At 67.0% G+C, this 24,093-nt stretch carries 24 protein-coding genes and 2 riboswitches; of the genes, 12 read left to right on the top strand and 12 right to left on the bottom strand.

Annotated elements, in window-relative coordinates; translation table 11 throughout:
- Nucleotides 1-29 precede the first annotated feature (29 nt).
- Nucleotides 30-148: riboswitch (TPP riboswitch) on the top strand.
- A 1-nt stretch (nucleotide 149) separates the two neighbouring features.
- The 4 genes from thiO to OCQ_RS23205 are packed head-to-tail and all read left to right on the top strand — an operon-like array spanning nucleotide 150 to nucleotide 2,893.
- The gene (gene thiO, locus OCQ_RS23220) at nucleotides 150-1,169 is read left to right on the top strand and encodes a glycine oxidase ThiO (RefSeq protein WP_026071161.1); all 1,020 of its coding nucleotides are present in this window, start codon (nucleotides 150-152) and stop codon (nucleotides 1,167-1,169) included.
- Nucleotides 1,169-1,378, top strand: a complete 210-nt coding sequence (thiS, locus tag OCQ_RS23215; protein ID WP_008261432.1) for a sulfur carrier protein ThiS — start codon at nucleotides 1,169-1,171, stop codon at nucleotides 1,376-1,378. Before thiO ends, thiS begins: the two co-directional genes overlap by 1 nt.
- Nucleotides 1,371-2,129: a thiazole synthase gene (gene thiG, locus OCQ_RS23210; RefSeq protein ID WP_014385911.1), complete on the top strand. Its 759-nt coding sequence runs from the start codon at nucleotides 1,371-1,373 to the stop codon at nucleotides 2,127-2,129. Before thiS ends, thiG begins: the two co-directional genes overlap by 8 nt.
- Nucleotides 2,126-2,893 (top strand): SGNH/GDSL hydrolase family protein, encoded by a 768-nt coding sequence (locus tag OCQ_RS23205; RefSeq protein WP_014385910.1) that lies wholly within the window; start codon nucleotides 2,126-2,128, stop codon nucleotides 2,891-2,893. The genes thiG and OCQ_RS23205 overlap by 4 nt, the downstream gene beginning before the upstream one ends.
- Before the next feature lie 3 nt (nucleotides 2,894-2,896).
- On the opposite strand, the gene OCQ_RS23200 is transcribed toward OCQ_RS23205, so the two are convergent.
- Nucleotides 2,897-3,418, bottom strand: a complete 522-nt coding sequence (locus OCQ_RS23200) for a hypothetical protein (protein WP_014381282.1) — start codon at nucleotides 3,416-3,418, stop codon at nucleotides 2,897-2,899.
- 60 nt (nucleotides 3,419-3,478) lie between these two features.
- A complete protein-coding gene (locus tag OCQ_RS23195) occupies nucleotides 3,479-4,009 on the bottom strand; it encodes a hypothetical protein (protein ID WP_014385909.1) in 531 nt (176 codons plus the stop codon).
- 336 nt (nucleotides 4,010-4,345) lie between these two features.
- Between OCQ_RS23195 and OCQ_RS23190 the strand changes: the two genes are divergently transcribed.
- The 6 genes from OCQ_RS23190 to OCQ_RS23165 all read left to right on the top strand — a co-directional run bounded on the left by OCQ_RS23190 (nucleotide 4,346) and on the right by OCQ_RS23165 (nucleotide 10,501).
- A complete protein-coding gene (locus OCQ_RS23190) occupies nucleotides 4,346-4,678 on the top strand; it encodes a CD225/dispanin family protein (RefSeq protein WP_008261422.1) in 333 nt (110 codons plus the stop codon).
- A 15-nt stretch (nucleotides 4,679-4,693) separates the two neighbouring features.
- Nucleotides 4,694-5,119 (top strand): DUF2752 domain-containing protein, encoded by a 426-nt coding sequence (locus OCQ_RS23185; protein ID WP_026071162.1) that lies wholly within the window; start codon nucleotides 4,694-4,696, stop codon nucleotides 5,117-5,119.
- A gap of 52 nt (nucleotides 5,120-5,171) precedes the next feature.
- Nucleotides 5,172-6,656: a M28 family metallopeptidase gene (locus OCQ_RS23180; RefSeq protein ID WP_009952594.1), complete on the top strand. Its 1,485-nt coding sequence runs from the start codon at nucleotides 5,172-5,174 to the stop codon at nucleotides 6,654-6,656.
- On the top strand, nucleotides 6,653-8,125 hold the full coding sequence (locus tag OCQ_RS23175; RefSeq protein ID WP_014383388.1) for a M28 family peptidase: 1,473 nt from the start codon (nucleotides 6,653-6,655) through the stop codon (nucleotides 8,123-8,125). The genes OCQ_RS23180 and OCQ_RS23175 overlap by 4 nt, the downstream gene beginning before the upstream one ends.
- 212 nt (nucleotides 8,126-8,337) lie before the next feature.
- Nucleotides 8,338-9,321, top strand: coding sequence for an NAD-dependent epimerase/dehydratase family protein (locus OCQ_RS23170; protein ID WP_008261409.1), 984 nt, complete (start codon nucleotides 8,338-8,340; stop codon nucleotides 9,319-9,321).
- Nucleotides 9,322-9,466: 145 nt separating this feature from the next.
- Complete coding sequence (locus OCQ_RS23165; protein WP_232065641.1) at nucleotides 9,467-10,501, top strand: hypothetical protein; 1,035 nt, start codon at nucleotides 9,467-9,469, stop codon at nucleotides 10,499-10,501.
- On the opposite strand, the gene OCQ_RS23160 is transcribed toward OCQ_RS23165, so the two are convergent.
- The 5 genes from OCQ_RS23160 to OCQ_RS23140 all read right to left on the bottom strand — a co-directional run bounded on the left by OCQ_RS23160 (nucleotide 10,485) and on the right by OCQ_RS23140 (nucleotide 16,770).
- Nucleotides 10,485-11,705, bottom strand: a complete 1,221-nt coding sequence (locus tag OCQ_RS23160) for a peptidoglycan DD-metalloendopeptidase family protein (protein WP_014385905.1) — start codon at nucleotides 11,703-11,705, stop codon at nucleotides 10,485-10,487. The genes OCQ_RS23165 and OCQ_RS23160 overlap by 17 nt on opposite strands.
- 25 nt (nucleotides 11,706-11,730) lie before the next feature.
- A complete protein-coding gene (locus tag OCQ_RS23155; protein ID WP_041785251.1) occupies nucleotides 11,731-12,654 on the bottom strand; it encodes a class I SAM-dependent methyltransferase in 924 nt (307 codons plus the stop codon).
- A gap of 402 nt (nucleotides 12,655-13,056) precedes the next feature.
- A complete protein-coding gene (locus tag OCQ_RS23150; protein ID WP_041785817.1) occupies nucleotides 13,057-14,313 on the bottom strand; it encodes an HNH endonuclease signature motif containing protein in 1,257 nt (418 codons plus the stop codon).
- A gap of 62 nt (nucleotides 14,314-14,375) precedes the next feature.
- On the bottom strand, nucleotides 14,376-15,275 hold the full coding sequence (locus tag OCQ_RS23145; protein WP_008261399.1) for a class I SAM-dependent methyltransferase: 900 nt from the start codon (nucleotides 15,273-15,275) through the stop codon (nucleotides 14,376-14,378).
- A 64-nt stretch (nucleotides 15,276-15,339) separates the two neighbouring features.
- On the bottom strand, nucleotides 15,340-16,770 hold the full coding sequence (locus OCQ_RS23140; RefSeq protein WP_232065640.1) for a serine hydrolase domain-containing protein: 1,431 nt from the start codon (nucleotides 16,768-16,770) through the stop codon (nucleotides 15,340-15,342).
- Nucleotides 16,771-17,047: 277 nt separating this feature from the next.
- Here OCQ_RS23140 and OCQ_RS23135 point away from each other — a divergent pair, with 277 nt between their 5' ends.
- The gene (locus OCQ_RS23135) at nucleotides 17,048-18,496 is read left to right on the top strand and encodes a neutral zinc metallopeptidase (protein WP_041785814.1); all 1,449 of its coding nucleotides are present in this window, start codon (nucleotides 17,048-17,050) and stop codon (nucleotides 18,494-18,496) included.
- Between the two features lie 16 nt (nucleotides 18,497-18,512).
- Here OCQ_RS23135 and OCQ_RS23130 read toward each other — a convergent pair whose 3' ends face one another.
- The 5 genes from OCQ_RS23130 to thiC all read right to left on the bottom strand — a co-directional run bounded on the left by OCQ_RS23130 (nucleotide 18,513) and on the right by thiC (nucleotide 23,202).
- Nucleotides 18,513-19,388 carry an LLM class F420-dependent oxidoreductase gene (locus OCQ_RS23130; RefSeq protein WP_014385899.1) on the bottom strand — a complete coding sequence of 292 codons (876 nt, stop codon included), beginning with the start codon at nucleotides 19,386-19,388 and terminating at the stop codon, nucleotides 18,513-18,515.
- 18 nt (nucleotides 19,389-19,406) lie between these two features.
- Nucleotides 19,407-19,841, bottom strand: coding sequence for a MarR family winged helix-turn-helix transcriptional regulator (locus OCQ_RS23125; RefSeq protein WP_008261391.1), 435 nt, complete (start codon nucleotides 19,839-19,841; stop codon nucleotides 19,407-19,409).
- Nucleotides 19,842-19,887: 46 nt separating this feature from the next.
- On the bottom strand, nucleotides 19,888-20,523 hold the full coding sequence (locus OCQ_RS23120; protein WP_041785248.1) for an alpha/beta hydrolase family protein: 636 nt from the start codon (nucleotides 20,521-20,523) through the stop codon (nucleotides 19,888-19,890).
- A complete protein-coding gene (thiD, locus tag OCQ_RS23115; protein WP_014385897.1) occupies nucleotides 20,523-21,350 on the bottom strand; it encodes a bifunctional hydroxymethylpyrimidine kinase/phosphomethylpyrimidine kinase in 828 nt (275 codons plus the stop codon). Before thiD ends, OCQ_RS23120 begins: the two co-directional genes overlap by 1 nt.
- A 211-nt stretch (nucleotides 21,351-21,561) precedes the next feature.
- Entirely contained in the window at nucleotides 21,562-23,202 is a 1,641-nt protein-coding gene (gene thiC / locus OCQ_RS23110; RefSeq protein WP_008261381.1) for a phosphomethylpyrimidine synthase ThiC, read from the bottom strand.
- A riboswitch (TPP riboswitch) is annotated at nucleotides 23,194-23,304 on the bottom strand. Its footprint overlaps the gene before it by 9 nt.
- 104 nt (nucleotides 23,305-23,408) lie before the next feature.
- Between thiC and OCQ_RS23105 the strand changes: the two genes are divergently transcribed.
- The gene (locus OCQ_RS23105; protein WP_014385896.1) at nucleotides 23,409-24,092 is read left to right on the top strand and encodes a PAS and ANTAR domain-containing protein; all 684 of its coding nucleotides are present in this window, start codon (nucleotides 23,409-23,411) and stop codon (nucleotides 24,090-24,092) included.
- Nucleotide 24,093 lies beyond the last annotated feature (1 nt).

The following is a 24,093-nucleotide window of genomic DNA, read 5'->3' as shown; positions in this document are numbered from 1 at the left end:
CGCTAGCGCGCTAGCGTGGAGCGCAGAGAATTACCAGACACGGGAGTCCCGGGAGCGGGGCTGAGAGTGGGCACAGCCGCGAGGACCTGCCCTTACCGTCACACCTGATCCGGATCATGCCGGCGAAGGGAGGCTCGACAATGACCGGGATGCCTTCGGGCCCACCGCTGGGGTCGCTGGCCGTCATCGGCGGCGGCGTCATCGGGCTGGCGGTGGCGCGCCGCGCCGCCCAGGCCGGCTGGTCGGTGCGGGTGCACCGCAGCGGGGAGCGGGGCGCATCCTGGGTCGCCGGCGGCATGCTGGCCCCGCACAGCGAGGGCTGGCCGGGAGAAGAGCGATTGCTGCGGCTGGGCCTGGAATCCCTGCGGTTGTGGCGCGACGGCGGTTTCCTCGACGGCCTGCCGGCCGGAGTGGTCACCGCCCGCGAGTCGCTGGTGGTGGCCGTCGACCGCGCCGACGCCGCCGACCTGCGCACCGTGGCGGACTGGCTGTCCGCTCAGGGACACCCCGTGGTCTGGGAGTCGGCCGCCCGCGACGTGGAACCCCTACTCGCGCAGGGCATCCGGCACGGCTTTCGGGCGCCCACGGAGCTGGCCGTGGACAACCGGGCGGTGCTCGACGCGCTCGAGGCGGAGTGCGAGCGTCTCGGGGTGCGGTGGGCGCCGCCGGTGCACGACCTGTCGGCGGTCGAGGCCGACGCGGTGGTGATCGCCAACGGCATCGACGCGCCGGCGTTGTGGCCCGGGCTGCCGGTGCGCCCGGTCAAGGGCGAGGTGCTGCGACTGCGGTGGCGCAAAGGCTGTATGCCGTTGCCGCGGCGGGTGATTCGCGCCCGGGTGCACGGCCGGCAGGTCTACCTGGTGCCGCGCGCGGACGGCGTGGTGGTCGGCGCGACCCAATACGAGCACGGGCGCGACACCGCCCCGGTCGTCTCGGGGGTGCGTGACCTCCTCGACGACGCCTGCGCGGTGCTGCCGGCGCTCGGTGAATACGAGCTAGCCGAGTGCGGGGCCGGGCTGCGCCCGATGACACCCGACAATCTGCCGTTGGTGCATCGCCTGGACGCGCGCACGCTGGTCGCCGCCGGCCACGGCCGGTCGGGGTTCCTGCTGGCGCCCTGGACGGCAGAACAGATCGTTTCCGAACTGGCACCGGTGGGAGCACACTAATGATCATCCTGGTGAACGAGAAAGAGGTCGACGTCGACGCGCACACCACGGTGTCGGCGCTGCTCGATTCCCTGGGCTTCCCGGACCGCGGCGTCGCCGTGGCGATGGACGACGCGGTGCTGCCGCGATCACGATGGGCGACAGAGCTTTCGGAGCTTCCCGGCGCTCCCGTGCGTCTCGAAGTGGTGACGGCGGTGCAAGGTGGCTGACTCGAAACTGACCATCGCGGACCGCAGCTTCGCCTCGCGGCTCATCATGGGGACCGGGGGAGCGAGCAACCTGGCGGTGCTGGAAGAGGCGCTCGTCGCGTCGGGCACGGAACTGACCACCGTCGCGATTCGCCGGGTCGACGCCGAGGGCGGCACCGGGTTGCTCGATCTGCTCAACCGGCTCGGAATCACGCCGCTGCCCAACACCGCGGGATGCCGCGGCGCCGCCGAGGCGGTGCTCACCGCGCAGCTGGCGCGCGAGGCGTTGAACACCAACTGGATCAAGCTCGAGGTGATCGCCGACGAGCGCACGCTGCTGCCCGACGCGGTCGAATTGGTGCGCGCGGCAGAGCAATTGGTCGACGACGGGTTCGTCGTGCTGCCCTACACCAACGATGATCCCGTGCTTGCGCGCCGGCTGGAGGACGCCGGATGCGCGGCCGTCATGCCGCTGGGATCGCCGATCGGGACCGGGCTGGGCATCACCAATCCGCACAACATCGAGATGATCGTCGCCGGGGCCCACGTCCCGGTGGTGCTCGACGCCGGCATCGGCACCGCCAGCGACGCCGCGCTGGCCATGGAATTGGGTTGCGACGCCGTGCTGTTGGCCTCCGCGGTGACCCGGGCCGCCGACCCCCCCGCGATGGCCGCCGCGATGTCGGCCGCCGTCACCGCCGGCTATCTGGCCCGGCGCGCCGGGCGGATCCCGAAGAGGTTCTGGGCGCAGGCCTCGAGCCCCCAACGATGAAACGCTATGTCGCGCTGGGCAGTTCGATGGCCGCCGGTCCCGGTATCCGGCCGCGCGCCGCGGGTGCCCCGCGCTGGTCGGGCCGATCCGCCCGCAACTATGCCCACCTGATCGCCCGGCGATACGGCTACGACCTTGTCGACGTCACCTTTTCCGGTGCGACCACCGCGAACGTGCTCGCCGAGCGTCAACGCGGCGCGCCGGCGCAAGTCGACGCCCTGGACGGTTCGGAGGGTCTGGTCACCATCACCATCGGCGGCAACGACGTCGGCTACGTACCGCTGTTGATGGCGGCCGCACTGCCGCGCCCGCTGCGGCGCGTGCCGCTGTTGGGCGACCGCATCCGCGAACTGCTCGATCCCGACGCGCGAGATCAGGCCCTCGACGCGGTGTTCGAATCGCTGTGCGCGGTGGGCCGCGCGGTGCGTCAACGATCCGCAGGGGCGCGGATCTTCTTCGTCGACTACCTGACGATGCTGCCGCCCGCGGGCACGCCTGCCCCACCGCTGTCGCCCGCGGACGCCGACCTGGGCCGGCACGTGGCCGCCACGCTGGAAAGGATGACTGCCGACGCCGCCGCGGCGGCCGGCTGCGGAATCGTCCACGCCGCCGCGGCCAGCCGCGAGCACCACGCCTGGTCGGCGGAGCCGTGGACGACGCTGCCGGCGCGCTACGGTGTTCCGCTACCGGGTCGCCCCGCACCGTTGCACCCGAATCCCGCCGGGATGTGCGCGGTAGCGGATTTGATTGCGGCTCAGCTGTAAACGTCAGCCGTTCGTGCGCCACCACTGGTAGAGCGCGTTGACGTCGGCGTTGGCCGCGGTCAGGTGACCCAGCACGTTCTTGGCGTCGGTGGTCCAGGTCAACGTCGCGTAGTTCTTGTAGGTGCCGCAGGCGATCTGGCCGCCGGTCTGGCCGTTCTGCTTCCACGTTCCCGGCGACTGCCCGGCGTCCCCGCACGCGGCCAGCGACACATCCTTGATGGTGGAACTGAAGGCAGAGCCCAGGTTCGTGCTGTTGGAGAAGAGCGCGTAGACGCCGGAGCCGGGTCCGCCGGAGTCGGGGCTCTGCCCGCAAAGCAGTTCGGCCAGTTCGCCGGTTTCGGTCAGCTCCTGCGGCTTGCAGTTGTTCAGGCCGTAGCCCTTCGACAGCGAAGCCGCCAGCGTGTTCATGTCCGTGGCGCTACCGGTGTTGGGTTCGGCGACCGCGGTGGCGCTGCCCGCGAGGACCAAACCGCCCGTGAAAGCTGCGGCCGACGCGACGCGCAGCGCGGTGATCAGATGTGACATTTTGACTCCCTGCGGTTGTGGGTGGTTGATGCAGAAACCCCTTGCCCCCCAAGAAGATTGTCAACCGTTGGCGCGCCACCACTGGTAGAGCGCGTTGACGTCGGTGTTGGACGCACGCAGGTAGCTCAGCGTGTTTTTCGCGTCCGTCGTCCAGATGATCTCGGCGGCGTTTTGGTACGTGCCGCACGCCGCCTGCCCGGCGTTGGCGGCCGAACCGTCCTTGTGCCAACTGGACGGCGACTGGTTGGCGTCCCCGCACGGCGTCAGGACGTCCTCCTTGATGGTGGCCCGAAACTCGGTGGCCAGGTTCTCGGCGGTGGTGAACAGGACGTACTTGGCCTGTGCCGGTCCTTTCGGATCGGGGCTTTGTCCGCACGTGAGTACGGCCAGTTGCCTGCCGCGGTCGATGTTCTGGGCGGTGCAGTTGTTCAAGCCGTAGCCCTTCGAGAGCGTGGCCGCGAGCGTGTTGATGTCCGACGAGTTGCCGGTGCCGGCGGGGTCGGCGGCCGCCGTGACGCCGCCCGCTAACGCGAAACCGGCCGTGAGCGCCATTGCCATCGCCGTCTTCAGCGCGTTGCTGAAATCAGACATGAATGGCTCCTTAACGGCCGTTGCTAACACGGATAGTAGGGCTATGTCGTGGTAATGCAACACGTTCCGGCGGCAATTGTCTGTGTGGGCATTAGTTCGGGGCGTCGCCCGCAAAGCCCCAGGGCAACGGACCGCAGGGGCAATTCGATGCGTCGAATATCGAATGACGTTGAGGCCGGGCGACAATCGGGTCTTCGGGCCGATGCGCCGACGCCGCCGATGCGCCGCGGCCGTCGTTGCGCGGATCGGATTTTTTCATTGCTAGTGCCGACGCCACGCCGAGCGGGTATGGTTAGCACCGCTTTACGCCAGCTAACTTCTCTGAGTGGAGAATCCATGACACAACCGCCGCCCCCGCCGCCGCCTCCCGGTTACCCGCCGCAGCAGCCGGCCGCCCAAGCGCCGAACAACTATCTGGTGTGGTCGATTCTGGTGACCCTGTTCTGCTGCCTTCCGTTCGGGATCGTGGCGATCGTCAAATCCAGCCAGGTCAACGGGTTGTGGGCGCAGGGCCGCTACGCCGAGGCGCAGGCATCGGCCGAGAGCGCCAAGAAATGGGCGATCTGGTCGGCGGCCATCGGCGTCGTCGTCGGCATCATCTACGTCATCTTGATGTCGGTCGGCGCGCTGAACACGAACACGAACGCGGCGCTCGCCGCGATGTTCTAAGCCCGGATCTCGATGTTGGTGACCCGCCGGGGGGCGGCGCACGCGGGCCTGGGTGCACCACTAGTGGTGGCCGCATCCACGACGTTGATGTGCGCCGCCATCTGGGCGGGTGACCCGACCACCCCGAACGGCCCGCTGCCGGTATGCCCCACCAAGGCGTTGTTGGGGATCGACTGTCCCGGTTGCGGCAGCCTGCGCATGCTGTATTCCCTCATGCACGGCAATGTGTTGGCGGCCGCCAGGTTCAACGCTCTGGGCCTGGCGGCGGTCGTGCTGCTGGTGTGGGCGTACCTGGCCTGGACCTACGGACACGTAGTGGGCCGGCGGGTCCGCAGTTGGCAACACCGCCGCTGGGCCGCCGCCGTGACACTGTCATTGGTGCTGGCGTGGTTCGTGGTGCGCAACATTCCCTTCGCCCCCTTCACTGCGCTGTATGTCTGATCCCGACGTGTCCTGATCCCGCCCGCTCGGACCGCGGTCTAACCTGGGCGCGATGGTGAACAAACTCGCGACGTTGCCGGCGGCGCTCGCCGTGATCGCCCTGACCGCATTCTCGACCGGTTGCTCCCACCGGTCCGGCTCGGAGCAAACGACGGGTGCGGCCGAGTTCGCGTCCGCGCTGAAGGGCAAGGTGACGACCGACGCCATGATGGCCCACCTGTCCAAGCTGCAAGACATCGCCAACGCAAACAACGGCACCAGGGCGGTGGGGACCCCCGGCTATGAAGCCAGTGTGGACTATGTGGTTAATACCTTGCGAGACAGCGGTTTTGACGTGCAGACGCCCGAGTTCTCGGCGCGAGTGTTCCATGCCGAGAAGCCGGAGCTGACCGTCGGCGGCAGGCCGGTGGAGGCGCGCGCGCTGGACTTCAGCCTGGGAACCCCCCCGGGCGGGGTGAGCGGGCCGCTGGTCGCCGCGCCGGCGAACAGCTTGGGCTGTGCGGCCGCCGACTACGGCGATCTCCCGGTGCGGGGCGCGGTGGTGCTCGTCGATCGCGGCACCTGCCCGTTCGCTCAGAAGGAAGACGCCGCGGCGCAGCGCGGGGCCGTGGCGATGATCATCGCCGACAACGTCGACGAAGAACAGATGGGCGGCACGCTCGGGCCGACCACCGAGGTGAAGATCCCGGTGCTCAGCGTGACGAAATCCACCGGGGTGCAGCTGCGCGGCCAGCCGGGGCCCACCACGATCAAGCTCGATGCCAGCGCGCAAAGCTTCAAGGCCCGCAACGTGATCGCACAGACCAAGACCGGTTCGGACGCCAACGTGGTGATGGCGGGGGCGCACCTGGACAGCGTGCCCGAGGGGCCCGGGATCAACGACAACGGATCGGGAGTGGCGGCGGTGCTGGAAACCGCTGTGCGGCTGGGCAGTTCGCCGCCGGTGCACAACAAGCTGCGATTCGGCTTCTGGGGTGCGGAGGAACTCGGGCTCATCGGGTCGCGGAACTACGTCGAGTCGCTGGACCTGGCCGCGCTCAAAAACATTGCGCTCTACCTCAACTTCGACATGCTGGCATCGCCGAACCCCGGCTATTTCACCTACGACGGGGACCAATCGCTGCCCATGGACGCCCGCGGCAAGCCGGTGGTCCCCGAAGGCTCGGCCGGCATTGAGCGCACGCTGGTCGCTTACCTGAAGTCGGCCGGCAAGACCGCGCAGGACACCTCCTTCGACGGCCGGTCCGACTACGACGGATTCACCCTGGCGGGCATCCCCGCCGGCGGCCTGTTCTCCGGCGCCGAGGGGAAGATGTCCGCGGACCAGGCCAAGCTGTGGGGCGGGACGGCCGACCAACCTTTCGACCCCAACTACCACCAAAAAGGCGACACCCTCGACCACATCGACCGCACCGCGCTGGGAATCAACGGCGGCGGGGTGGCCTACGCGCTCGGGTTCTACGCACAGGACCTCAGCGGACACAACGGGGTCCCGGCGATGGAAGACCGCGTCCGGCACGTCCTCGCCAAGTCATGAATCCCCGCTGGGGTGCAACGCTGTTGCTGATCGCGGCGCTCGTGGCCGGGTGTTCGTCGACGCGGCCCGCCCCGCACGCCGCGACACCCGACCTCGGGCACGGCCTCGCCAAAAAGATCACCGTCGAGGGCATGGTCACCCATCTGCGCGCCCTGCAGGACATCGCCAACGCCAACGGCGGCAACCGCGCGGACGGCACGCCGGGCTTCAACGCCAGCGTGGACTACGTCGCCAAAGCGCTGCGCGACAAGGGGTTTGACGTGCAGACGCCGCAGTTCGACCGGTTGTACACCGTGTCGATGGGTAAGCCGTCGCTGACCGTCGCGGGCCGCACCTATCCCGTCGACCAGGCCTCGCTGCTGGTGCAAACGCCGCCCGGCGGCCTGACGGGGCAACCGATCCGGCCGGCACAGCCATCGGGTTGCGCCGCCCACGACTACCCGGCCGCGATGCCCAAGGGCGCGATCGCCGTCGTCGACGACACCCGCTGCTCGGTCGTTGACAAGCAGAACGCCGCGCTGGCCAAGGGGGCGAGCGGGCTCATCGTGCTGAGCGCCCCCACCGGGCGAGGGGCGCCGCCCACGTTGTTCAGTCCCGGTTATTTCAAGCAGCTGACCGTGCCGGTTGCCGTCGTCAACCCGTACGGCGCCTCCGCGCTGACCGGTGTGACCGCACCGATCCGCCTGGTGCTCGACGCCGTCAACACCAAGATCACCTCCCGAAATGTCGTGGCACAGACCAAGACCGGTTCTCCGCACGACGTCGTCGTGGTGGGTGCGCAGCTCGACGGTTCACGCGCCGGACCCGGCATCAACGACGACGGCTCCGGGGTCGCCGCGGTGCTCGAGACGGCGCGTCAACTGGGACCGCTGGCCCCGGTGAACAACGCCGTGCGGTTCGTGTTCTGGGGTGCCGAAGCCGAGGGGCTGAACGGGGTCATGGATTACGTGTTCGGCATGGACCGTGATCAGCTCAACGACATCGCGCTCTATCTGAACTTCACCATGCTGGGCTCGCCCAACGCGGGTTTCTTCACCGACGACGGCGATCAATCCGGCCCGCCCGGACCCGGAGTCTTCGCCGCGGACGTCCCCGAAGGCTCGGCGGGCATCGAGCGCACGCTGGCCGGCTATCTGAACCTGGCCGGCAAGCGTCCCGCGGACATGCCGCTGAATTCCCGGGCCGACTACCACCCCTTCATGGTCGCGGGCGTGCCGATCGGCGGACTGACGACCGGTTCCTCCCAGACGAAGACCACCGTGCAGGCGCGCTTGTGGGGCGGCCAGGCCGGCGTGCCGTTCGATCCGAACTTCCAGAGCCCGCGCGACACCGTCGACAACATCAACCGGGAAGCCTTGGGGATCATGGGTTCTGGCGTCGGTTTCGCGGTCGGCAGCTACGCCGAGTCCATCGGCGGGGTCAACGGCGTGCCGTCACACGACAAGAGGCATCGCACCCGAATGCCGTAGGGGCGTTTTGTCGGACACTGCAAAATAATGCGCTGCGCCAAGCGCTATATCGCTCGCGGGAGTTTAGCAGGCGTCCGCGATCCCAGCAGCAGAATCATCGAACTCCTTTCCTGGGAACACAAGAGCTTTCACTATCAAGCCGGATCGCCCACCGAGCCCGCGCGTATCGATTAAGCTCTCGCCCTACCAGTAGCAGGCGAGGGACGAACCAGATGGAAATACTTGTCACGGGGGGCGCAGGCTTTCAGGGAAGTCATCTATGCGAGTCGCTACTGGCCGACGGGCATTGGGTCACCGTCCTGAATACGTCGTCGAAGAGCGCGAACCGAAACACCAATGACTTTCGTTCGCACCCGCGAGCGGCCTTTATCTCCGGCTCGGTGACCGACGGCGAAACTGTCCATCGCGCGGTGCGGGAGCACCACGTCGTTTTTCATCTGGCCGCCAATATCAACGTGGACCAGTCTTTGGGTGATCCAGAGAGCTTTCTCGAAACCAACGTCATGGGTACCTACCGCGTGCTCGAGGCGGTAAGGCGCTATAAGAACCGGTTGATCTACGTGTCAACCTGCGAAGTGTACGGCGACGGACACAATCTGCGGGACGGCGAGCTTCTCGACGAGACAGCTGAGCTCAAACCGAACAGCCCCTACGGCGCCTCCAAGGCGGCGGCGGATCGGTTGTGCTACTCCTACTACCGCTCCTATGGGCTTGACGTCACGATCGTTCGGCCATTCAACATCTTCGGGGTGCGCCAGAAAACCGGGCGCTTCGGTGCGCTGATTCCACGACTCGTCCGGCAGGCCATCAACGGCGAAAACCTGACGATCTTCGGCGACGGTTCGGCAACGCGCGACTACCTGTACGTCAGCGATATCGTGCGCGCATACAACCTGGTATTGGAAAACAGCGCGCTTCGTGGGCGGGCGATCAATTTCGCGAGCGGCATAAACACACGGGTGAAAGACATCGTCGAATATGTCGCCGGAAAGTTCGACGCCAAAATCGAACGTCGCGAAGCACGCGCCGGCGAAGTCGCTCGTTTCCCCGCCAACATCGACTTCGCGAAAAGCCTCGGATTCAAGCCCGAAGTCGGTATCTGGGAAGGCATCGACCGCTACATCCAATGGGCCAAGGATCAGCCACAATACTCCTACCAACAAGACGGGGTCAGCGGCGTCTTGTCGCCCCTATGAGTCCGGCGATTACCGATCTTTCAAAAAGTGCATCTTGCCCAGCACATCGCCGTTAGGCTGGTGAAAGCTTCCATCCCACAAATGGCTCGGTGTTACGTGTTCGCGGAGCAAGGACCTTGAAGTGAACAGTCCGGCTGAAGTGTCGATGCGTGGCGGCGAGTTTGATGGTGAGTTTTTGACGTCGCTGCGCCAGGAGGTCGACGCGTGGAGTGCGCATGACGCGCTGGCGCAGCTGGTTGCGATGTTCGGCGGAGTTTTCCCGCGGCACGCCAACCTGGCAGCCCGGTTGGCCGCCCTGGACGAGTTCAGTGAGGTATGGGATTACCGGGGCCGTGCGAGGGCGCGTCGGGGCGGAGAGCAGGTGCGGTGCCAAGACGCCGACGGCGGGGCGCGGTGGATGATCCCGCGCCTGGACCTGCCGGACCGGCAACTCGACACGATCACGACGCTGGCGCAACAGCTTGGCCTTACCGACGAATCACGGCGCACTGACGCAACGTTCGACTACATGCTGGTGATCGGCACCGGACGCTACTCGAACATGCTTCGGGCCCGGTGGGCGCGGAATCTGGCCGCCGAGAATCGCGTCGGTCATATCGTGCTGGCCGCCGCTTCTCGGCAGCTATTGCCGTCCGAACACGACGCGGCCGCGTCCTGCGCGCCGGGCGCGCGTACCGAATTCGAGTTGTTGGCGGCCGCTGCGACCGACGCGTTCGGGGTGGATACCCGCGAAGCGGTACGGCATGGGCGGCAGCGAGTCGGCGACCCGCATCGGGGCCAGATGGTCTGGCGCTTCAGCGAAGACAGCAACGACGTCGGGCTACCCATCACACTGCTCGAGGCGCCGTCGCCGGACCCCAACAACCGCCGCGCCACCTCCGCGGATACCTTCACCTTTACCGCGCGGAGCCTGGATATGCAGCGATCGAGTTGCCTACTGGTGACCGGTCAGCCGTTCGTCCCCTATCAGAACTTTGACGCGCTGCGAACTCTGACCCTGCCGTTCGGAATTGGCATCGAGACGGTGGGCTTCGGCATCGACCGCTACGAAGGACTGCACGACATGGACCTGCAGCATCCCGCCAAACTGCTGCAGGAGGTCCGCTCGACGATCCGGGCCGGCCGCAGCCTGCTGGAACGCGTCGAGGCCGCCCAACTCACCGCTACCCGTCGGCGGTGATTGTGCACGGTGTGGCGGGCGGGTAGTTGCCCGATACCGCGCGCAGCCGCCCCGGTGGCGGCCAGGGCCGCAGGCCCATGTTGCCCAGAAGGCGCAGCGGATTGACGTGTGCGCCCCGAACCCGCGTCTCGAAATGCAGGTAGCCGTCGGCTGATTGACCTTCCGCGCCGATGCTGCCGATTTGGGTTCCCGCATTGATTCGATCACCGACCGCGATGTGCGTGGCGTCACCTGGCCGAAACACGTAGCGGATTTCGGAGTCGCCGTCCGAGATGGTCACCGAGCAAAGGTGATCGACTTCGCCTGTGCGGCAAACAGTTCCGGATATGACTGCGTAGATCGGGCTACCGGGGTCAGCGGCGAAGTCGACCCCGGGATGGAAACCGTCCGCGCGGGGTCCGTATCCGCGCCCGATCGCGCGTGGCTCCGCCTCGATCGGCAGGCGCGCCCCCGGCTCGGTCCGGTCGAAGTCGCCACGCACCCGCCGCCGGTAGTCCGCTTTGAGGAGGTCGACCTCGTCGAGTGCGTAGCCGAACAGCAGGGATCGGTCATAGGCCACACCGAAGTTGTGCCGAAAATCGGGATCCAGCCGCATGTAGTGCCTGACGCGTGCGATCCGTTCCTCCAGCGTCGACCAGCCGTTGTGCGTCAAGCGGATTCCGTCCAGCCGCCCTATCCGGCCGTGGTCGGTGATGTTGGCCGGCCAGTGCGAATTGTGCATCAACTTGGAGCCCGCATACAGGCCCGGGTACCAACGCCAAAACGGCCCGCGCAGCGCCTCGGCGGTGCCCATCACCGGCACCATGTCCGGGTAGTCGGGATCATCCCAGCGGGAAACCATCGGACACATCAGCGCCGCCACGTCCTGCGGTGTCCGGGCAAGCACTTCACGGATGTCGACGTCGATCTGGAAAACCCAGTCGGCGTCGACCATCACCATCCAGTCCGGGCGACAGAAATCGGCCATCCGGTAGAGCAGATCCAGGCCGGTGGACTCGGGGATCAACCATGGCGTGGACGGTAGATCCGCCCGGGCGCGAACAACATTGGTGACCGCGGGATGGTTCGCGAGAATCGCGGCGGTGTCGTCGGTGCTGCGGTCGTCGATCGCGTAGATCTCGTCACTGAAGGCGGCCAGCGAGTCCAAGGTATCGGCCAAGGTTTCCCCGGCATTGTGCGCGCGCGTTACCGCCAGAATCCGCATCCTGCTGTCCTCTACATCGCGTCTATCACGCGAGAACCGAAATGTAGTAGCTGGGCTTGTCGGAAGGCGGGCGGTGATTGCCGGGCATCGCGGGCAGGCCGTGATCGGCCAGCAGCTGCGCGGCCGTGGTCCCCACCGAGCGCCAACCGTGGTTGTCGAGGTAGTCGGAAACGTCGCTGCGGGCCCCGGAATAGTTCAGCGACCAGATGTCGAGATGGAATCCATGGTCGCGCCAGCTGCGAGTCGCACCGCGGATGATCTCTTCGACCCGCTGGGAGTCCAGATCCGACGATCCCACGAACGTCTCCATGGCCATCTGGCTTTCCGACGCGCTGAGATGGGTGACGTTGTCCAGCAGGCGATCCTGGGCTTCCGGGGGCAGATAACCGAACAGTCCTTCGGCGATCCAGGCGGTCGGTTGCGCCGGGTCGAATCCGCTACGCAGCAGCGCGGCCGGCCAGTCGTGGCGCAGGTCGGCCTGCACCATCCGCAGATGTGCCGTCGGCTCGGCGCCCAGCTGTGCCAGGGTTTCGGCCTTGAATGCCAGCACATCCGGTTGATCGATCTCGTACACCGTCATCCCGGGCGGCCACGACAGTCGGTAGCCGCGCGTGTCCAGGCCGGACGCCAGGATCACCGCCTGTCGGATTCCGGTGGCAGTGGCGTCGGCGAGGAACTGATCGAAGTAGCGGGTGCGGGCCACCAACTCGGTTGTCATTCGCTGTAGACCCCACGCCGCCTCGGGATCGTCGACGTCGGACGCGCGGAGCTCTCCGGTGGCCCATCTGATGAGGAATTCGATACCCACCGCGCGGACCAACGGTTCGGCGAACGGGTCCTCGATCAACGGCTCGGCCGAATTGGTGGCTCTGGCACGGCCTGCGGCCACCAGCGTTGCGGTTGCGCCGACATGGCTGGTCAGATCCCAGCTATCGTCGTCTCTCCGCACCGCCAATCCTCCCTTTTCGCTCGCGCCGCCACCCCCGGGAATTCGTCGACCAATCCGAACCTTTTCCTCCGCCGTTCCGCACCACTCTGGCCAAAGAATCGCATACAAACGAGGTGTTGGGTGGCGCTATTCGCCCGAAACTCAATGAGCCGAGGGCGACTGGACCGATTGGCAAGGGGCGCCGCCCTGCTCGCGAACCTCCGGGATATGTGGGATCCCGGATATCGGGAGTCTGCAATCGCGCCAACGCGAACCGGCGCCAACAAACGCAGGTCGACAACCACCACATTGGCGCGCACGCAGACCGTGGATGCTGATGAGGTGCACGACGAGCTAGGCGGCCGAGTGATGTGAACGAATCCCGTTATGCCCCAGCGTGTTTGATCGACAGCACTGACCGGGCTAGTTGTTTGTCGGTGGTGGTTGGGGTTGGAAGGGGTCATACCACCACCAGTGGGCGCGTTCCCCGGTAGGACCGGGGCAGGGCGGTACCGCGGGCGGGGGCCCGGTGGGTGGGTGTGCCAGTGATCCCGGGCTGAGGATTCGGCCGGCCTCGCCGGTGATCACGAGAGCGTCTGCGGGTCCGGTGATGGTGATCAGGCCACGGTGGTGCAACCGGTGGTGATACGGGCAGACCAGCACCAGGTTGGCCAACTCGGTGGGGCCGCCGTCTTCCCAGTGCCGGATGTGGTGGGCGTGCAAACCACGGGTGGCACCACAACCGGGCACCGCGCACATGGTGTCACGGTGCTCGAGCGCGCGGCGCAGCCGCCGATTGATCACCCGCGTGGTCCGGCCGGCACCGATGACCTCGCCGTGGCGTTCGAACCAGACCTCACAGGTGGCATCACAGGTCAGGTAGCGGCGTTCGGCATCGGGCAGCAGCGGACCCAGATGCAGCGCGGCGACGCGCTGCTCGATGTCGAGGTGTGCCACCACGGTGGTGTGCTGGCCATGCGGGCGGCGGGTGGCCTCGGCGTCCCAGCCCGCCTCGACCAGGCGCATAAACGCGTCGGCGGTGGTAGGCAACGGCGGCACCTGAGCACCGGCGTGCTCGCCATTGTCGTGATCGCGCTTCCACTCGGCGATCAGCGCATCACGATGAGACGCCAACGCCGCGTGGAACTTCGCCGCGTCGTGGTGCGGAAGTCTGATCCGGTAACAGCTGCCCGCCTCGTCGGTGGTCGTGGTGATCGAACGCTCGGGCCCAGGATCGGGGCGAGGTTCGGGTTGCGGTCGCGGTTCCAGCTTGACCGCGGTACGCAACTGGTTCACCGTGGCGACCGCGGCCAGCTGCGCGTAATGCTCATCAGATCCCTCGCCTGCGTGTGCGGCGATCACCCCGACCTGATCGGCCGACAGGCGACCCTCTCGCATGCCGGCGGTGCAGCGGGGAAACTCCTCGAGCCGGGCCGCGATCGCGGCCAGCGTGTGCGCGTTGGCCGACGAACACCCCAACTTCCAGGCCACCAACGCCGGCACCGAGCGCGCCCCGGTCACACCGCACAATTGGTCGCGGTCGATCTCGGCCACGATCTCCACAATGCGCCCGTCGATCGCATTGCGCTGACCACTCAACTCCGCCAACTCCTCGAACAACACCTCAAGGCGGTCACTCGCAGTGACCACCACGGCCTCAGCGGACGCGATCGACGACATGACCACATCATCACAGCCACCACCGACAAAACCGGGCCGCCAATCCCGATACGTGAGCCAAGTCAGGCCAGAGCGCCGCTGATGAAGAGGGTGTCGTCGTCGTCTGGAGCGGGCGCATCGAGGCCGCTGCGCCGGAACAGTTCTGCCAGCGGCACACCTTCGAGCTGCCAGCCCTTGGCGCCGAGGTAGTCGAGGGCGTGGTTGCGCTGGCCGGTGTAGACCAAGGAAGCCAGGTCGATGTCGACGCCATGGTCGCGGAACGGGTTGGAGATCGTCCGCGCTCGCTCGGCGTCGAAATCCACGATGCTGGTGACGAATTCGGTGGCTACCCTGCTTCCTGACGCGCTGAGTGCCGTGATGTTGTCGAACAGCCGGTCCTGGTCTTCTGGCCTCAGATACATCAGTAACCCCTCGGCCAGCCACGCCGTCGGTGCCGCCGAGTCAAGGCCGGCGGCGCGCACCGCCGTCGGCCAATCCGCGCGCAAGTCGACGGACACGGCGCGCAGCGTCGTCAACGATCGGGCGCCGAGGCGGGCCAAGGTCGTCGCCTTGAACTCCATCACTTGTGGTTGGTCGATCTCGTACACCACCGTCCCGGTCGGCCACGGCAGACGGTAGGCCCGGGTGTCCAACCCGGACGCGAGGATCACCACCTGTCGAATCCCGCGGCCGGTGGCGTTGAGGGCGTAGTCGTCAAAGTACTTCGTGCGGACCGCGTTTCCGTCGACCATCGCCCGGGCCACGGCCGGTGAGACGTCGGCGATCGCCGACATGTCGAGCTCGCCGTCCATCATCTTGGTGAACAGATCCAATCCCACCGCACGGACCAGAGGTTCGGCGAACGGATCGTTGATCAAACCGCGCGGATCCTTGGTGGCCATCGCGCGCCCGGCCGCGACAATCGTCGCGGTGACGCCGACGCTCGACGCCAGATCCCAGCTGTCGTCGTCGGTGCGCGGCATCAGGCCACCTTAGCCGCGGCCTCGTCGTCGGCTGTCCGCGTTGGGTGGATTCATCGGTGCGGTGCTATTGGCGTCGGAACAGGCGCCCATGCAGGGTGCAGAACCAGGCGATGTTGCCGTCCGCTCCGCGGACGAAGTTGGACCGACTGCCGGTGGGTTTGCCGTCGGGTCCGATGTCGATCCCGTAATCGGGCCGGTAAAAGGCGAGCCCCAATTCGGCGGTATCCGGGCCGTCCGGGTTGGCATCAGTCAGGGTTCCGGCGAGCTGGCCGTCCCTCGCCCGGAATTCGATGACCGTATGCTCGAGACTGCCATTTTGCGAGACTTGCCCGGCGACGTACCGGCCCTCGTAGGGTGCCAGGTCGGCGGGGCCGAGGCGTTGCGGTGCGGCGGGCAGGTTGCTGATTCCTGCGAATCTTCGCAACGCCCAGTCGCGGGCGAAAAGATCGTTGATCAGATGAAATCCGCCGTCGGAGTTGGTGAGTACGGTCATGGCGAAGTCGCGATCGGGCACCATGAAGAAACCGGAACGTTGCCCCTTCCAGGTACCGCCGTGCTCGACGATGGTCACATTCTCCGCGGACGGCCGCAGCATCCAGGTCACCCCCATCCCGGTCAGCTCGACCCAAAGCGTTCCGCCCGCGCCCGGGTTCGAGCGCATTGCCTCCAGCGACCGTCGGCTCAGAATCTGCTCGCCGTTCGGCGCGCTGCCGTCGCCGAGGTGGAACCGCGCGTAGCGCAGCTGATCTCGCGCCGTGGACATCAACCCACCGGTGGGATTGCAGCTGCGTGGAAAAGCCCAAAACTCGCTTTCGACAATGGGTCTTCCGCCGACCACGGCGTGCGGCGCCGCCACATTCAGACCGATGATCTGGTCGGAGAAGTAGTGGGTGTGGGCCAGCTGCAGCGGATCAAGTACCAGCTTCTGCACGGCGGACTCGTAGGTTGTTCCCGTGACAAGCTCGATGATGCGCCCCGCCACCACGAGACCCGAATTGTTGTACGCGAACGCGGTTCCCGGAGCCGTCAGCTGCGGTAAGTGTGTCATCGCGTCGACGTAGCGCGCCACCGCGTCATCGCCACGCCCAAAGTCCTGGCCGTTGCGGCCATCCCAGCCCCCGGTGTGATTGAGCAGCTGACGGACGGTCACCGTGGCGCCGACCGACTCGTCGGTCACCGCGAAGTCGTGGATGTAGCGGCGCACGGGTGAATCCAGGTCTACCTTGCCCTGCTCGACCAGGCGCATCATCGCGGTTCCTGTGAAAGTCTTTGTGGTGGAACCGATTCGGAAGACCGTGTCGCCGTTGACGGGCAACGGATGGTCGACATTGGTGACCCCGTAGCCCTTGACGAATTCTTGGCCGTCGACCCAGATAGCAACCGCGACGCCCGGAATCGCGTAGGCGTCCATGCCGGCGTTGATCTTGGCATCGAGTTCGTCGAACGCCACGCCAAGGTCCGCGCGCTGAGCGGTTTCAACCACTGCAGCGGCGATTTCGCGCGGCGGTCGATCCGAATGGCTTTGTGGTGTCTTTGGCCTTCAGTGGCACCGTCCACATGACCGTCAATATAGCCGGGCTTACGTAACCATCGCGAGGCCTTCGACACGCCGAGCCGTCAGCCGAAGGCGACGGCGAGCCACCGCCTTTCTAGCGCAGCCGCGTCCTGCCGGGGTTTGCTGGGTCTCTCGATTTCGCCCGCCGCGGACAGTCGGCACCTCTAGAATGAGTCCCCTTGGTGCTGCCGTGTCGCCGGTCGGGATGAGGTTGGTCATGAATAGCCATGCGCTCAGGTCGGCACTGGTCTGGGCGGCGGCGGTGCTGGTGGTGGCCGGCTGCACGACATTCGTCGACGGGCGCGCGCTGTCGATGCTCAACGACCCGTTCCTGGTGGGCGGGCTGCCCGCGACCAACGGGCCCAGCGGGATCCGCTCGAACGCACCCAGCCCCACCGGCAAGGTTCTCAACACCGACAACGGACCCATCGACAGGTTGGCGTTGCTCTCGGTCAACGACATCGAGGACTACTGGCAGTCGGCGTACAGCCGATCGCTCAAGGGCACCTTCGCTCCCGTCAGCAAGATGGTGTCCTACGACTCCAACGACCCGAGCAGCCCGATCGTGTGCCACAACGACACCTACAAGCTCGTCAACGCCTTCTACACGTCGCGCTGCAACCTGATCGCCTGGGACCGCGGCGTGTTCATGCCCGTCGCGCAAAAGTACTTCGGCGACATGTCCGTCACCGGCGTGCTCGCCCACGAATTCGGGCACGCGTTGCAGCAGATGGCGAAGCTGGTGACCAGACGGGACCCGACCATCGTCCACGAACAGCAGGCCGACTGCTTCGCCGGTGTCTATCTGTTCTGGGTCGCCGACGGCAAGTCGCCGCGCTTCACGCTGAGCACCGCCGACGGCCTCGACCACGTGCTGGCCGGAATCATCACCACGCGCGACCCGGTGATGGACAGCGAGACCGAGAACGACGACGCACACGGCTCGGCCCTGGACCGGATCAGCGCCTTCCAAATGGGTTTCCTCACCGGCGCCTCGGCGTGCGCGGCGATCGACCGCAGGGAGATCGAGCAGCGCCGCGGCGATCTGCCGAACGCCCTGCGGGTCGACTTCAGCACCGGAACGCCGGAGACCGGCGAGGTCCCGATCAACCAGGACACCCTGTCGACCCTGATGGAACTGCTGGGCAAGATCTTCGCCCCGGCCAATCCGCCGGTGCTGTCCTACCAGCCCGCCAATTGCCCGGACGCCAAACCCACCCCACCGGCGTCCTACTGTCCGGGCACCAACACCATCGCGGTCGACCTGCCCAAGCTCGCCGTCATGGGCAGGGTCGCCGACGAGAGCGAACAGTCCCTGCCGCAAGGCGACGACACGGCCCTGTCCCTCGTGATGTCGAGATACGCACTGGCGGTGCAGCATGAGCGCGGCCTGCCGATGCAGAGCCCGTGGACCGCGCTGCGCACCGCATGCCTGACCGGCGTCGCGCACCGCAAGATGGCCGAACCCATCGAGCTGCCCTCGCACAACCAATTGCAGCTCACCGCCGGCGATCTCGACGAAGCGGTCGCCGGGCTACTCACCAATCACCTGGTGGCCAGCGACGCGGACGGCACCAGCGTGCCCGCCGGCTTCACCCGCATTGCCGCGTTCCGTGGTGGCGTGACCGGCAACGCGGACGCGTGTTACTCCCGTTATCCGGGATAACGAAAGACTCCGCGGATCAGCCTATTTCGGCGAGCCGGGGAATCACCTCGTCACCCAGGCGGCGGACGAACCCGACCGGGTCCGGGTTGCCCGGCAGCGGGCCGACATTGATCATGTCCACACCGAGCCTGGCGTAGCGTTCCGCGGTCTTCAGGTACTCGTCGATGTTCTCGAACGGGTCCGTCGTCGCGAGACCGCCGGACGTCTTGCGAATGTCGGCGGGGTTCCTGCCCACCGCGTCGCAGTGCCGGTGCAACACGTCGATCTTGTGCTCGAGCTCCTCGACGTCATTCGACATGCTGTTCCAGATGTCGGCATACTGCGCGACCAGGCGCAGCGTCTTCTTCTCGCCATCCCCGCCGATCAGGATCGGGGGACGCCGAATCGGTTGCGGCACACAGATCGTCTCGGCCAGCCGATAGTGCGCGCCTTCATACGGGCCGTCGTCGTCACTCCACATCTGCCGGCAGATCTGCAACGTCTCCTCGAGCATTTCGAAGCGCGCGCTCAGCGGCGGATACGGAATGCCCAGCGCGGTGTGCTCACGCTCGTACCAGGCCGCACCCAGCCCCAGCATCGATCGGCCTTGCGACAACACGTCCAGGGTGGTGACCGTTTTGGCCAACACGCCCGGGTGGCGGTAGGTCACCCCGGTGACCAGCAGGGTCAGGTCGATCGTGGCGGTCTGGGCGGCCAAGAACCCCAGCGACGTGTAGCCCTCGAGGAACGGGTCCTGGGCCGGGCCAAGCTCTTCCATTTGGAAGAAGTGATCGGCCAGGGTGAACAACGTGGCGCCGCCCTGCTCGGCGGCCTTGGCCGCGTCGGCCAGCGTCGGGCCCAGTCGCGCCGGGTCTCCGGGTAGAAAGTCGATGAAGTGCAATCCCAATTCCATTGCGATGACGCCCCTTTCTCAGTGTTCGGTCAAGCGCTCGAGTAGCGACAGCGCGTCGACGATGACGCGCCGCTCCGCCTCGGTGTAGCGCTCCTGGATGGTCCGGGCCAGCCATTCCTCCCGGGCCCGACGGTCGCTCTCGGCGCGCTTTCTCCCCGCCGGGGTCAGCGAGACCACCTGTCGCCGACCATCGTTCGGGTCCGGGGAGCGTTCGATGAGCCCCCGCTGCCCCAATCCGGCCAGGATGGTGGCCATCGACTGGGGACGCACCTGTTCCGCGCCGGCCAATGCGCTGGCCGACGACGGCCCCTCCTTCCAAAGCCGCGTGAGCACCGCCGTCTGCGACGGTGTCAAACCGTCGACCGCGATGTCCTTCAATCGGCGCCGCAGCCGGCTGAACACCACCCGGATATCGCGTGCCGCCGCTGCCGCGGAGTCGCTGATGCCATCCACGGCACCACTCTAAATTAGACAGCCAAAACTGTCCAGTTCGGACTGTCTATTCCCGGCCGAGCAGCTGTAGCGCGGCATCCACGGCCAGGGCCGGGACGTTCAGCGTCTTGGACCGCAGATCGTGTCGGGCGCTGGCGATCTCGACGACGGCGGTCGTTCCGCCGATCAGCGCGGCCGCGGTGCGCAGCTCGTCGGGCGTGCCGAAGGGATCCGAGGTTCCGTGGGTGAACACCGTCGGCACCGTGATGTCGGGCAGATGCTCGGTGCGCAGGCGCTCCGGCTTGCCCGGCGGGTGCAGCGGGTAGGAGAACAGCGTCAGCACGTCCACCGGGGCCTCGCCGGCGGCAACCACCATGGATGTCTGCCGGCCGCCGTAGGAATGCCCGCCGGCGATCAGCGGCCCGGGGGCGAGGTCGCGGCACACCGTGATCGCCTCGACGATGCCGGCGCGATCGGTGGCGGCCGACCCGGATGGCGGGCCGGTGGGGCGCCGGCGCCGGTAGGGCAGGTTATAGCGCACCGCCAGCCAGCCCCGTTGGGCCCATTCGTCGCAAACCTGTTGCAGCAGTGAAGAATCCCGGTTACCACCGGCGCCGTGGGTTAGAACCACGACCCCTTCTGGGCGACTTGCATCGTCCGGTTCGTGCGCGATGCCCGCGATCTGATCGAGGGGGCGAGCCATCATGACAGCCTAAACAACGGCGAGACGGGGCCGTGGCCGTGGCCCAGGGGATAGGAGGCACGCAGAGATTCGGTGACCCACCGCTTCCCGAAACCGACCGCTTCCGGCACGGTGAAGCCGTGCGCGAGCGCGCAAGCCGCCGCGCTGGCCAGGGTGTCCCCGCCGCCGTGGTCGTTGCCGGTCGCGATCCGCTCCGCGTCGAACTCGTGGTAGGAGGTGCCGTCATAGAGCAGGTCACAGCTGCGGTCCGACGAGCGCAGGTGGCCGCCCTTGACCAACACCCACCGCGGGCCGAGCGCATGCAGGGCCTTGGCCGCCGCCCGCTGCGACGCCGGGTCCACGACGTCGATGTCCACCAGCAGCCTTACCTCGTCAAGGTTCGGCGTCACCAGCGTGGCCAACGGAAACAATTGATTCCGAAGCGAATCCAGGGCCGCCGGCGCCATGAGCGCGTCGCCGTGCATGGAGGCCGCCACCGGGTCGACGACGAGCGGGACGGTCAGTCCGAGCCGGCGCCACGTGGTGGCGACGGTGTCGATGATGCGTGGCGACGCGAGCATCCCGGTCTTGGCGGCCTGGATGCCGATGTCGCCGACCACCGCCTCGATCTGGCCGGCGACTACGTCATCGGGAATCTCGTGAAAGCTCTTGACTCCCACGGTGTTCTGCACGGTCACCGCGGTCACGGCGACGCACCCATGCACACCCAACAGCGCCATGGTGCGCATATCGGCTTGGATGCCCGCGCCGCCCCCGGAGTCCGACCCGGCGATCGACAACACCCGCAGGGGTGTCGTGCCCGGCGCGGGCAGCGGCAGGAAACTCACTGTTCTGGATGGCGGCGACCCGCTGCGCCCGGCTGTGCCAGTTGGTGGCGACCCGCTGCGCCCGGCTGTGCCAGTTGGTGGCGACCCGCTGCGCCCGGCTGTGCCAGTTGGTGGCGACCCGCTGCGCCCGGCTTCGCCGCGCTTGCGATCGCCACAGTCGCGCTTGCGATCGCCACAGCCGCGCTTGCGGTCACCGCAGCCGCGCTTGCGGTCACTGCTGTGCCAGCGGCAGATACACCCGATTGCCGTGCTCGGCGAACTCGCGAGACTTCTCCGCCATGCCCTCGGACATGACCGCCTCGATCGCTTCCTCGCTGTCCAGGCCGTGTTCCGCCGCGTACGCCCGCACATCTGCGGTGATGCGCATCGAGCAGAACTTCGGCCCGCACATCGAGCAGAAGTGCGCGGTCTTGGCGGGTTCGGCGGGCAGCGTCTCGTCGTGGTACTCCCGCGCGGTGTCGGGATCCAGCGACAGGGCGAACTGGTCGTTCCAGCGAAATTCGAAGCGCGCCTGGCTCAATGCGTTGTCGCGCTCCTGGGCGTGCGGATGCCCCTTGGCCAGGTCGCCGGCGTGCGCGGCGATCTTGTAGGCGATCACCCCGTCCTTGACGTCCTTGCGGTCCGGCAGCCCCAGGTGCTCCTTGGGCGTCACATAGCACAGCATCGCGGTGCCGGCCTGGGCGATGATCGCCGCGCCGATCGCCGAGGTGATGTGGTCATACGCCGGGGCGATATCGGTGGCCAGCGGGCCCAGCGTGTAGAACGGGGCCTCCTCGCACCACTCCTCTTCCAGCCGCACGTTCTCGACGATCTTGTGCATCGGGACGTGGCCCGGGCCCTCGATCATGACCTGCACGCCATGGGATTTCGCGATCTTGGTCAGCTCACCGAGAGTGCGCAGCTCGGCGAACTGCGCGGCGTCGTTGGCATCGGCGATCGAGCCCGGCCGCAGCCCGTCACCGAGGGAGAAGGTGACGTCGTAGCGGGCGAAGATCTCGCAGAGTTCCTCGAAGTTGGTGTACAGGAACGACTCCCGGTGATGCGCCAGGCACCAGGCGGCCATGATCGAGCCGCCGCGCGACACGATGCCGGTGACGCGCTTGGCGGTCAGCGGCACGTAGCGCAGCAGCACACCGGCGTGCACCGTCATGTAGTCCACGCCCTGCTCGCACTGCTCGATCACGGTGTCGCGGTAGATCTCCCACGTCAGCTCGGTCGGGTCGCCCTTGACCTTTTCCAGCGCCTGGTAGATCGGCACGGTCCCGACCGGCACCGGTGAGTTGCGCATGATCCACTCGCGGGTTTCGTGGATGTTCTTGCCGGTGGACAGGTCCATGATGGTGTCCGCACCCCACCGGGTGGCCCACACCATCTTGTCGACCTCCTCGGCGATCGAGGACGTCACCGCCGAGTTGCCGATGTTCGCGTTGACCTTGGTCGCAAACGCCTTGCCGATGATCATCGGCTCGATCTCGGGGTGGTTGTGATTGGCGGGGATCACCGCGCGCCCGCGGGCGACCTCGTCGCGCACCAACTCGGCGGGCATGCCCTCGCGCGCGGCGATGAACGCCATCTCCGCGGTGATCTCGCCCGCGCGGGCGCGCTGCAACTGAGTGCCGCGGTCGCGAACCACACCCGGCCGCGCCGGCAGCCCGGCCGCCAGGTCGATCGTCGCGTCCGGATCGGTGTAGGGGCCCGAAGTGTCGTAAAGATCGAAGTGATCGCCATTGGACAGGTCGACCCGGCGGAACGGAACCCGTCCGCCGGCAACATCGCGATAGATCTTGTGGCTGCCCGCAATCGGGCCGGTGGTCACGGAGGGTGCAGCGGTTCCCGATAGGGTCTCGGTCATTTTTCATCTCCCTACGCCGGCATTACCCGGTCAGGTTCGTACGGTCGACGGCCCCGAGCCGTCCTCTCAGCGCACTCGGCATGCGCTCCCGCGTTGATGGATGGGTCCGCACGCGACGTTACCCCCACGCCGGAACACATGGCAGGGCGACGGCCCATCTTCCGGGGCGGTAGCCGAGGACGTCCCCCGAGTGGAAAGATGCAAACGTGCAAGCTGGCGACCCGTCCACGAACGGCGATGGCGCGCGGTCCCGTGGGCCGTCCGAATACCTGAACATCGGCACCTTCCGCTTCTGGTTCGGGGGACAACGCTGGGAATGGTCCGACGAGGTCGCCAGGATGCACGGCTACGAACCCAACGACGTGGAGCCGACGACCCAACTGCTGTTGTCGCACAAGCATCCCGACGACCGCGCGCACGTCCAGGAGTTGCTGGACTACGCGCTGCAGTCGGAGGGATCGTTCTCGAGCCGGCACCGATTCCTCGACACCGCGGGCACGGTGCACGACGCGATCGTCGTCGCCGACCGCATGCTGGACGAGTCGGGCGCCGTGCTGGGCACCGAGGGCTATTACATCGACCTCACCGACACCCTCGACGAGACCCGCCAGGAGGTGCTCGACGAGGCGCTGCCGGATCTGGTTGAGAGCCGCGCGGCCATCGAACAGGCCAAGGGTGTGCTGATGTCCGTCTACCGGGTCAGCGCACAACAGGCCTTCCGCGTGCTCCAGTGGCGCTCGCAGGAGACCAACGTGAAACTGCGTGCGCTGGCCAAGCAGCTGCTCGACGAAATGGCCAACCTGCCGGCGCCGTCGACGGCCGTGCAAAGCCAGTTCGACCATTTGCTGCTGACCGTGCACGAACGGATTTCGTCCGAGCCCGCCGACTAGG

The sequence above is a fragment of the Mycobacterium paraintracellulare genome, from assembly GCF_000276825.1.
Lineage (GTDB): Bacteria > Actinomycetota > Actinomycetes > Mycobacteriales > Mycobacteriaceae > Mycobacterium > Mycobacterium intracellulare.
This window is presented reverse-complemented; position numbering and strand designations above follow the sequence as displayed.

Excerpts from the sequence above, each read along its gene's own strand:
- OCQ_RS23170 (WP_008261409.1), top strand. The coding sequence starts at position 8,338 with ATGGAAATACTTGTCACGGGGGGCGCAGGCTTTCAGGGAAGTCATCTA.
- OCQ_RS23135 (WP_041785814.1), top strand. The coding sequence starts at position 17,048 with ATGAATAGCCATGCGCTCAGGTCGGCACTGGTCTGGGCGGCGGCGGTG.
- OCQ_RS23190 (WP_008261422.1), top strand. The coding sequence starts at position 4,346 with ATGACACAACCGCCGCCCCCGCCGCCGCCTCCCGGTTACCCGCCGCAG.
- OCQ_RS23120 (WP_041785248.1), bottom strand. The coding sequence starts at position 20,523 with ATGGCTCGCCCCCTCGATCAGATCGCGGGCATCGCGCACGAACCGGAC.
- OCQ_RS23160 (WP_014385905.1), bottom strand. The coding sequence starts at position 11,705 with ATGCGGATTCTGGCGGTAACGCGCGCGCACAATGCCGGGGAAACCTTG.
- OCQ_RS23205 (WP_014385910.1), top strand. The coding sequence starts at position 2,126 with ATGAAACGCTATGTCGCGCTGGGCAGTTCGATGGCCGCCGGTCCCGGT.
- OCQ_RS23180 (WP_009952594.1), top strand. The coding sequence starts at position 5,172 with ATGGTGAACAAACTCGCGACGTTGCCGGCGGCGCTCGCCGTGATCGCC.
- thiS (WP_008261432.1), top strand. The coding sequence starts at position 1,169 with ATGATCATCCTGGTGAACGAGAAAGAGGTCGACGTCGACGCGCACACC.
- OCQ_RS23200 (WP_014381282.1), bottom strand. The coding sequence starts at position 3,418 with ATGTCACATCTGATCACCGCGCTGCGCGTCGCGTCGGCCGCAGCTTTC.
- thiC (WP_008261381.1), bottom strand. The coding sequence starts at position 23,202 with ATGACCGAGACCCTATCGGGAACCGCTGCACCCTCCGTGACCACCGGC.
- OCQ_RS23130 (WP_014385899.1), bottom strand. The coding sequence starts at position 19,388 with ATGGAATTGGGATTGCACTTCATCGACTTTCTACCCGGAGACCCGGCG.
- OCQ_RS23150 (WP_041785817.1), bottom strand. The coding sequence starts at position 14,313 with ATGTCGTCGATCGCGTCCGCTGAGGCCGTGGTGGTCACTGCGAGTGAC.
- OCQ_RS23195 (WP_014385909.1), bottom strand. The coding sequence starts at position 4,009 with ATGTCTGATTTCAGCAACGCGCTGAAGACGGCGATGGCAATGGCGCTC.
- OCQ_RS23165 (WP_232065641.1), top strand. The coding sequence starts at position 9,467 with ATGCGTGGCGGCGAGTTTGATGGTGAGTTTTTGACGTCGCTGCGCCAG.
- OCQ_RS23145 (WP_008261399.1), bottom strand. The coding sequence starts at position 15,275 with ATGCCGCGCACCGACGACGACAGCTGGGATCTGGCGTCGAGCGTCGGC.
- OCQ_RS23175 (WP_014383388.1), top strand. The coding sequence starts at position 6,653 with ATGAATCCCCGCTGGGGTGCAACGCTGTTGCTGATCGCGGCGCTCGTG.
- thiO (WP_026071161.1), top strand. The coding sequence starts at position 150 with ATGCCTTCGGGCCCACCGCTGGGGTCGCTGGCCGTCATCGGCGGCGGC.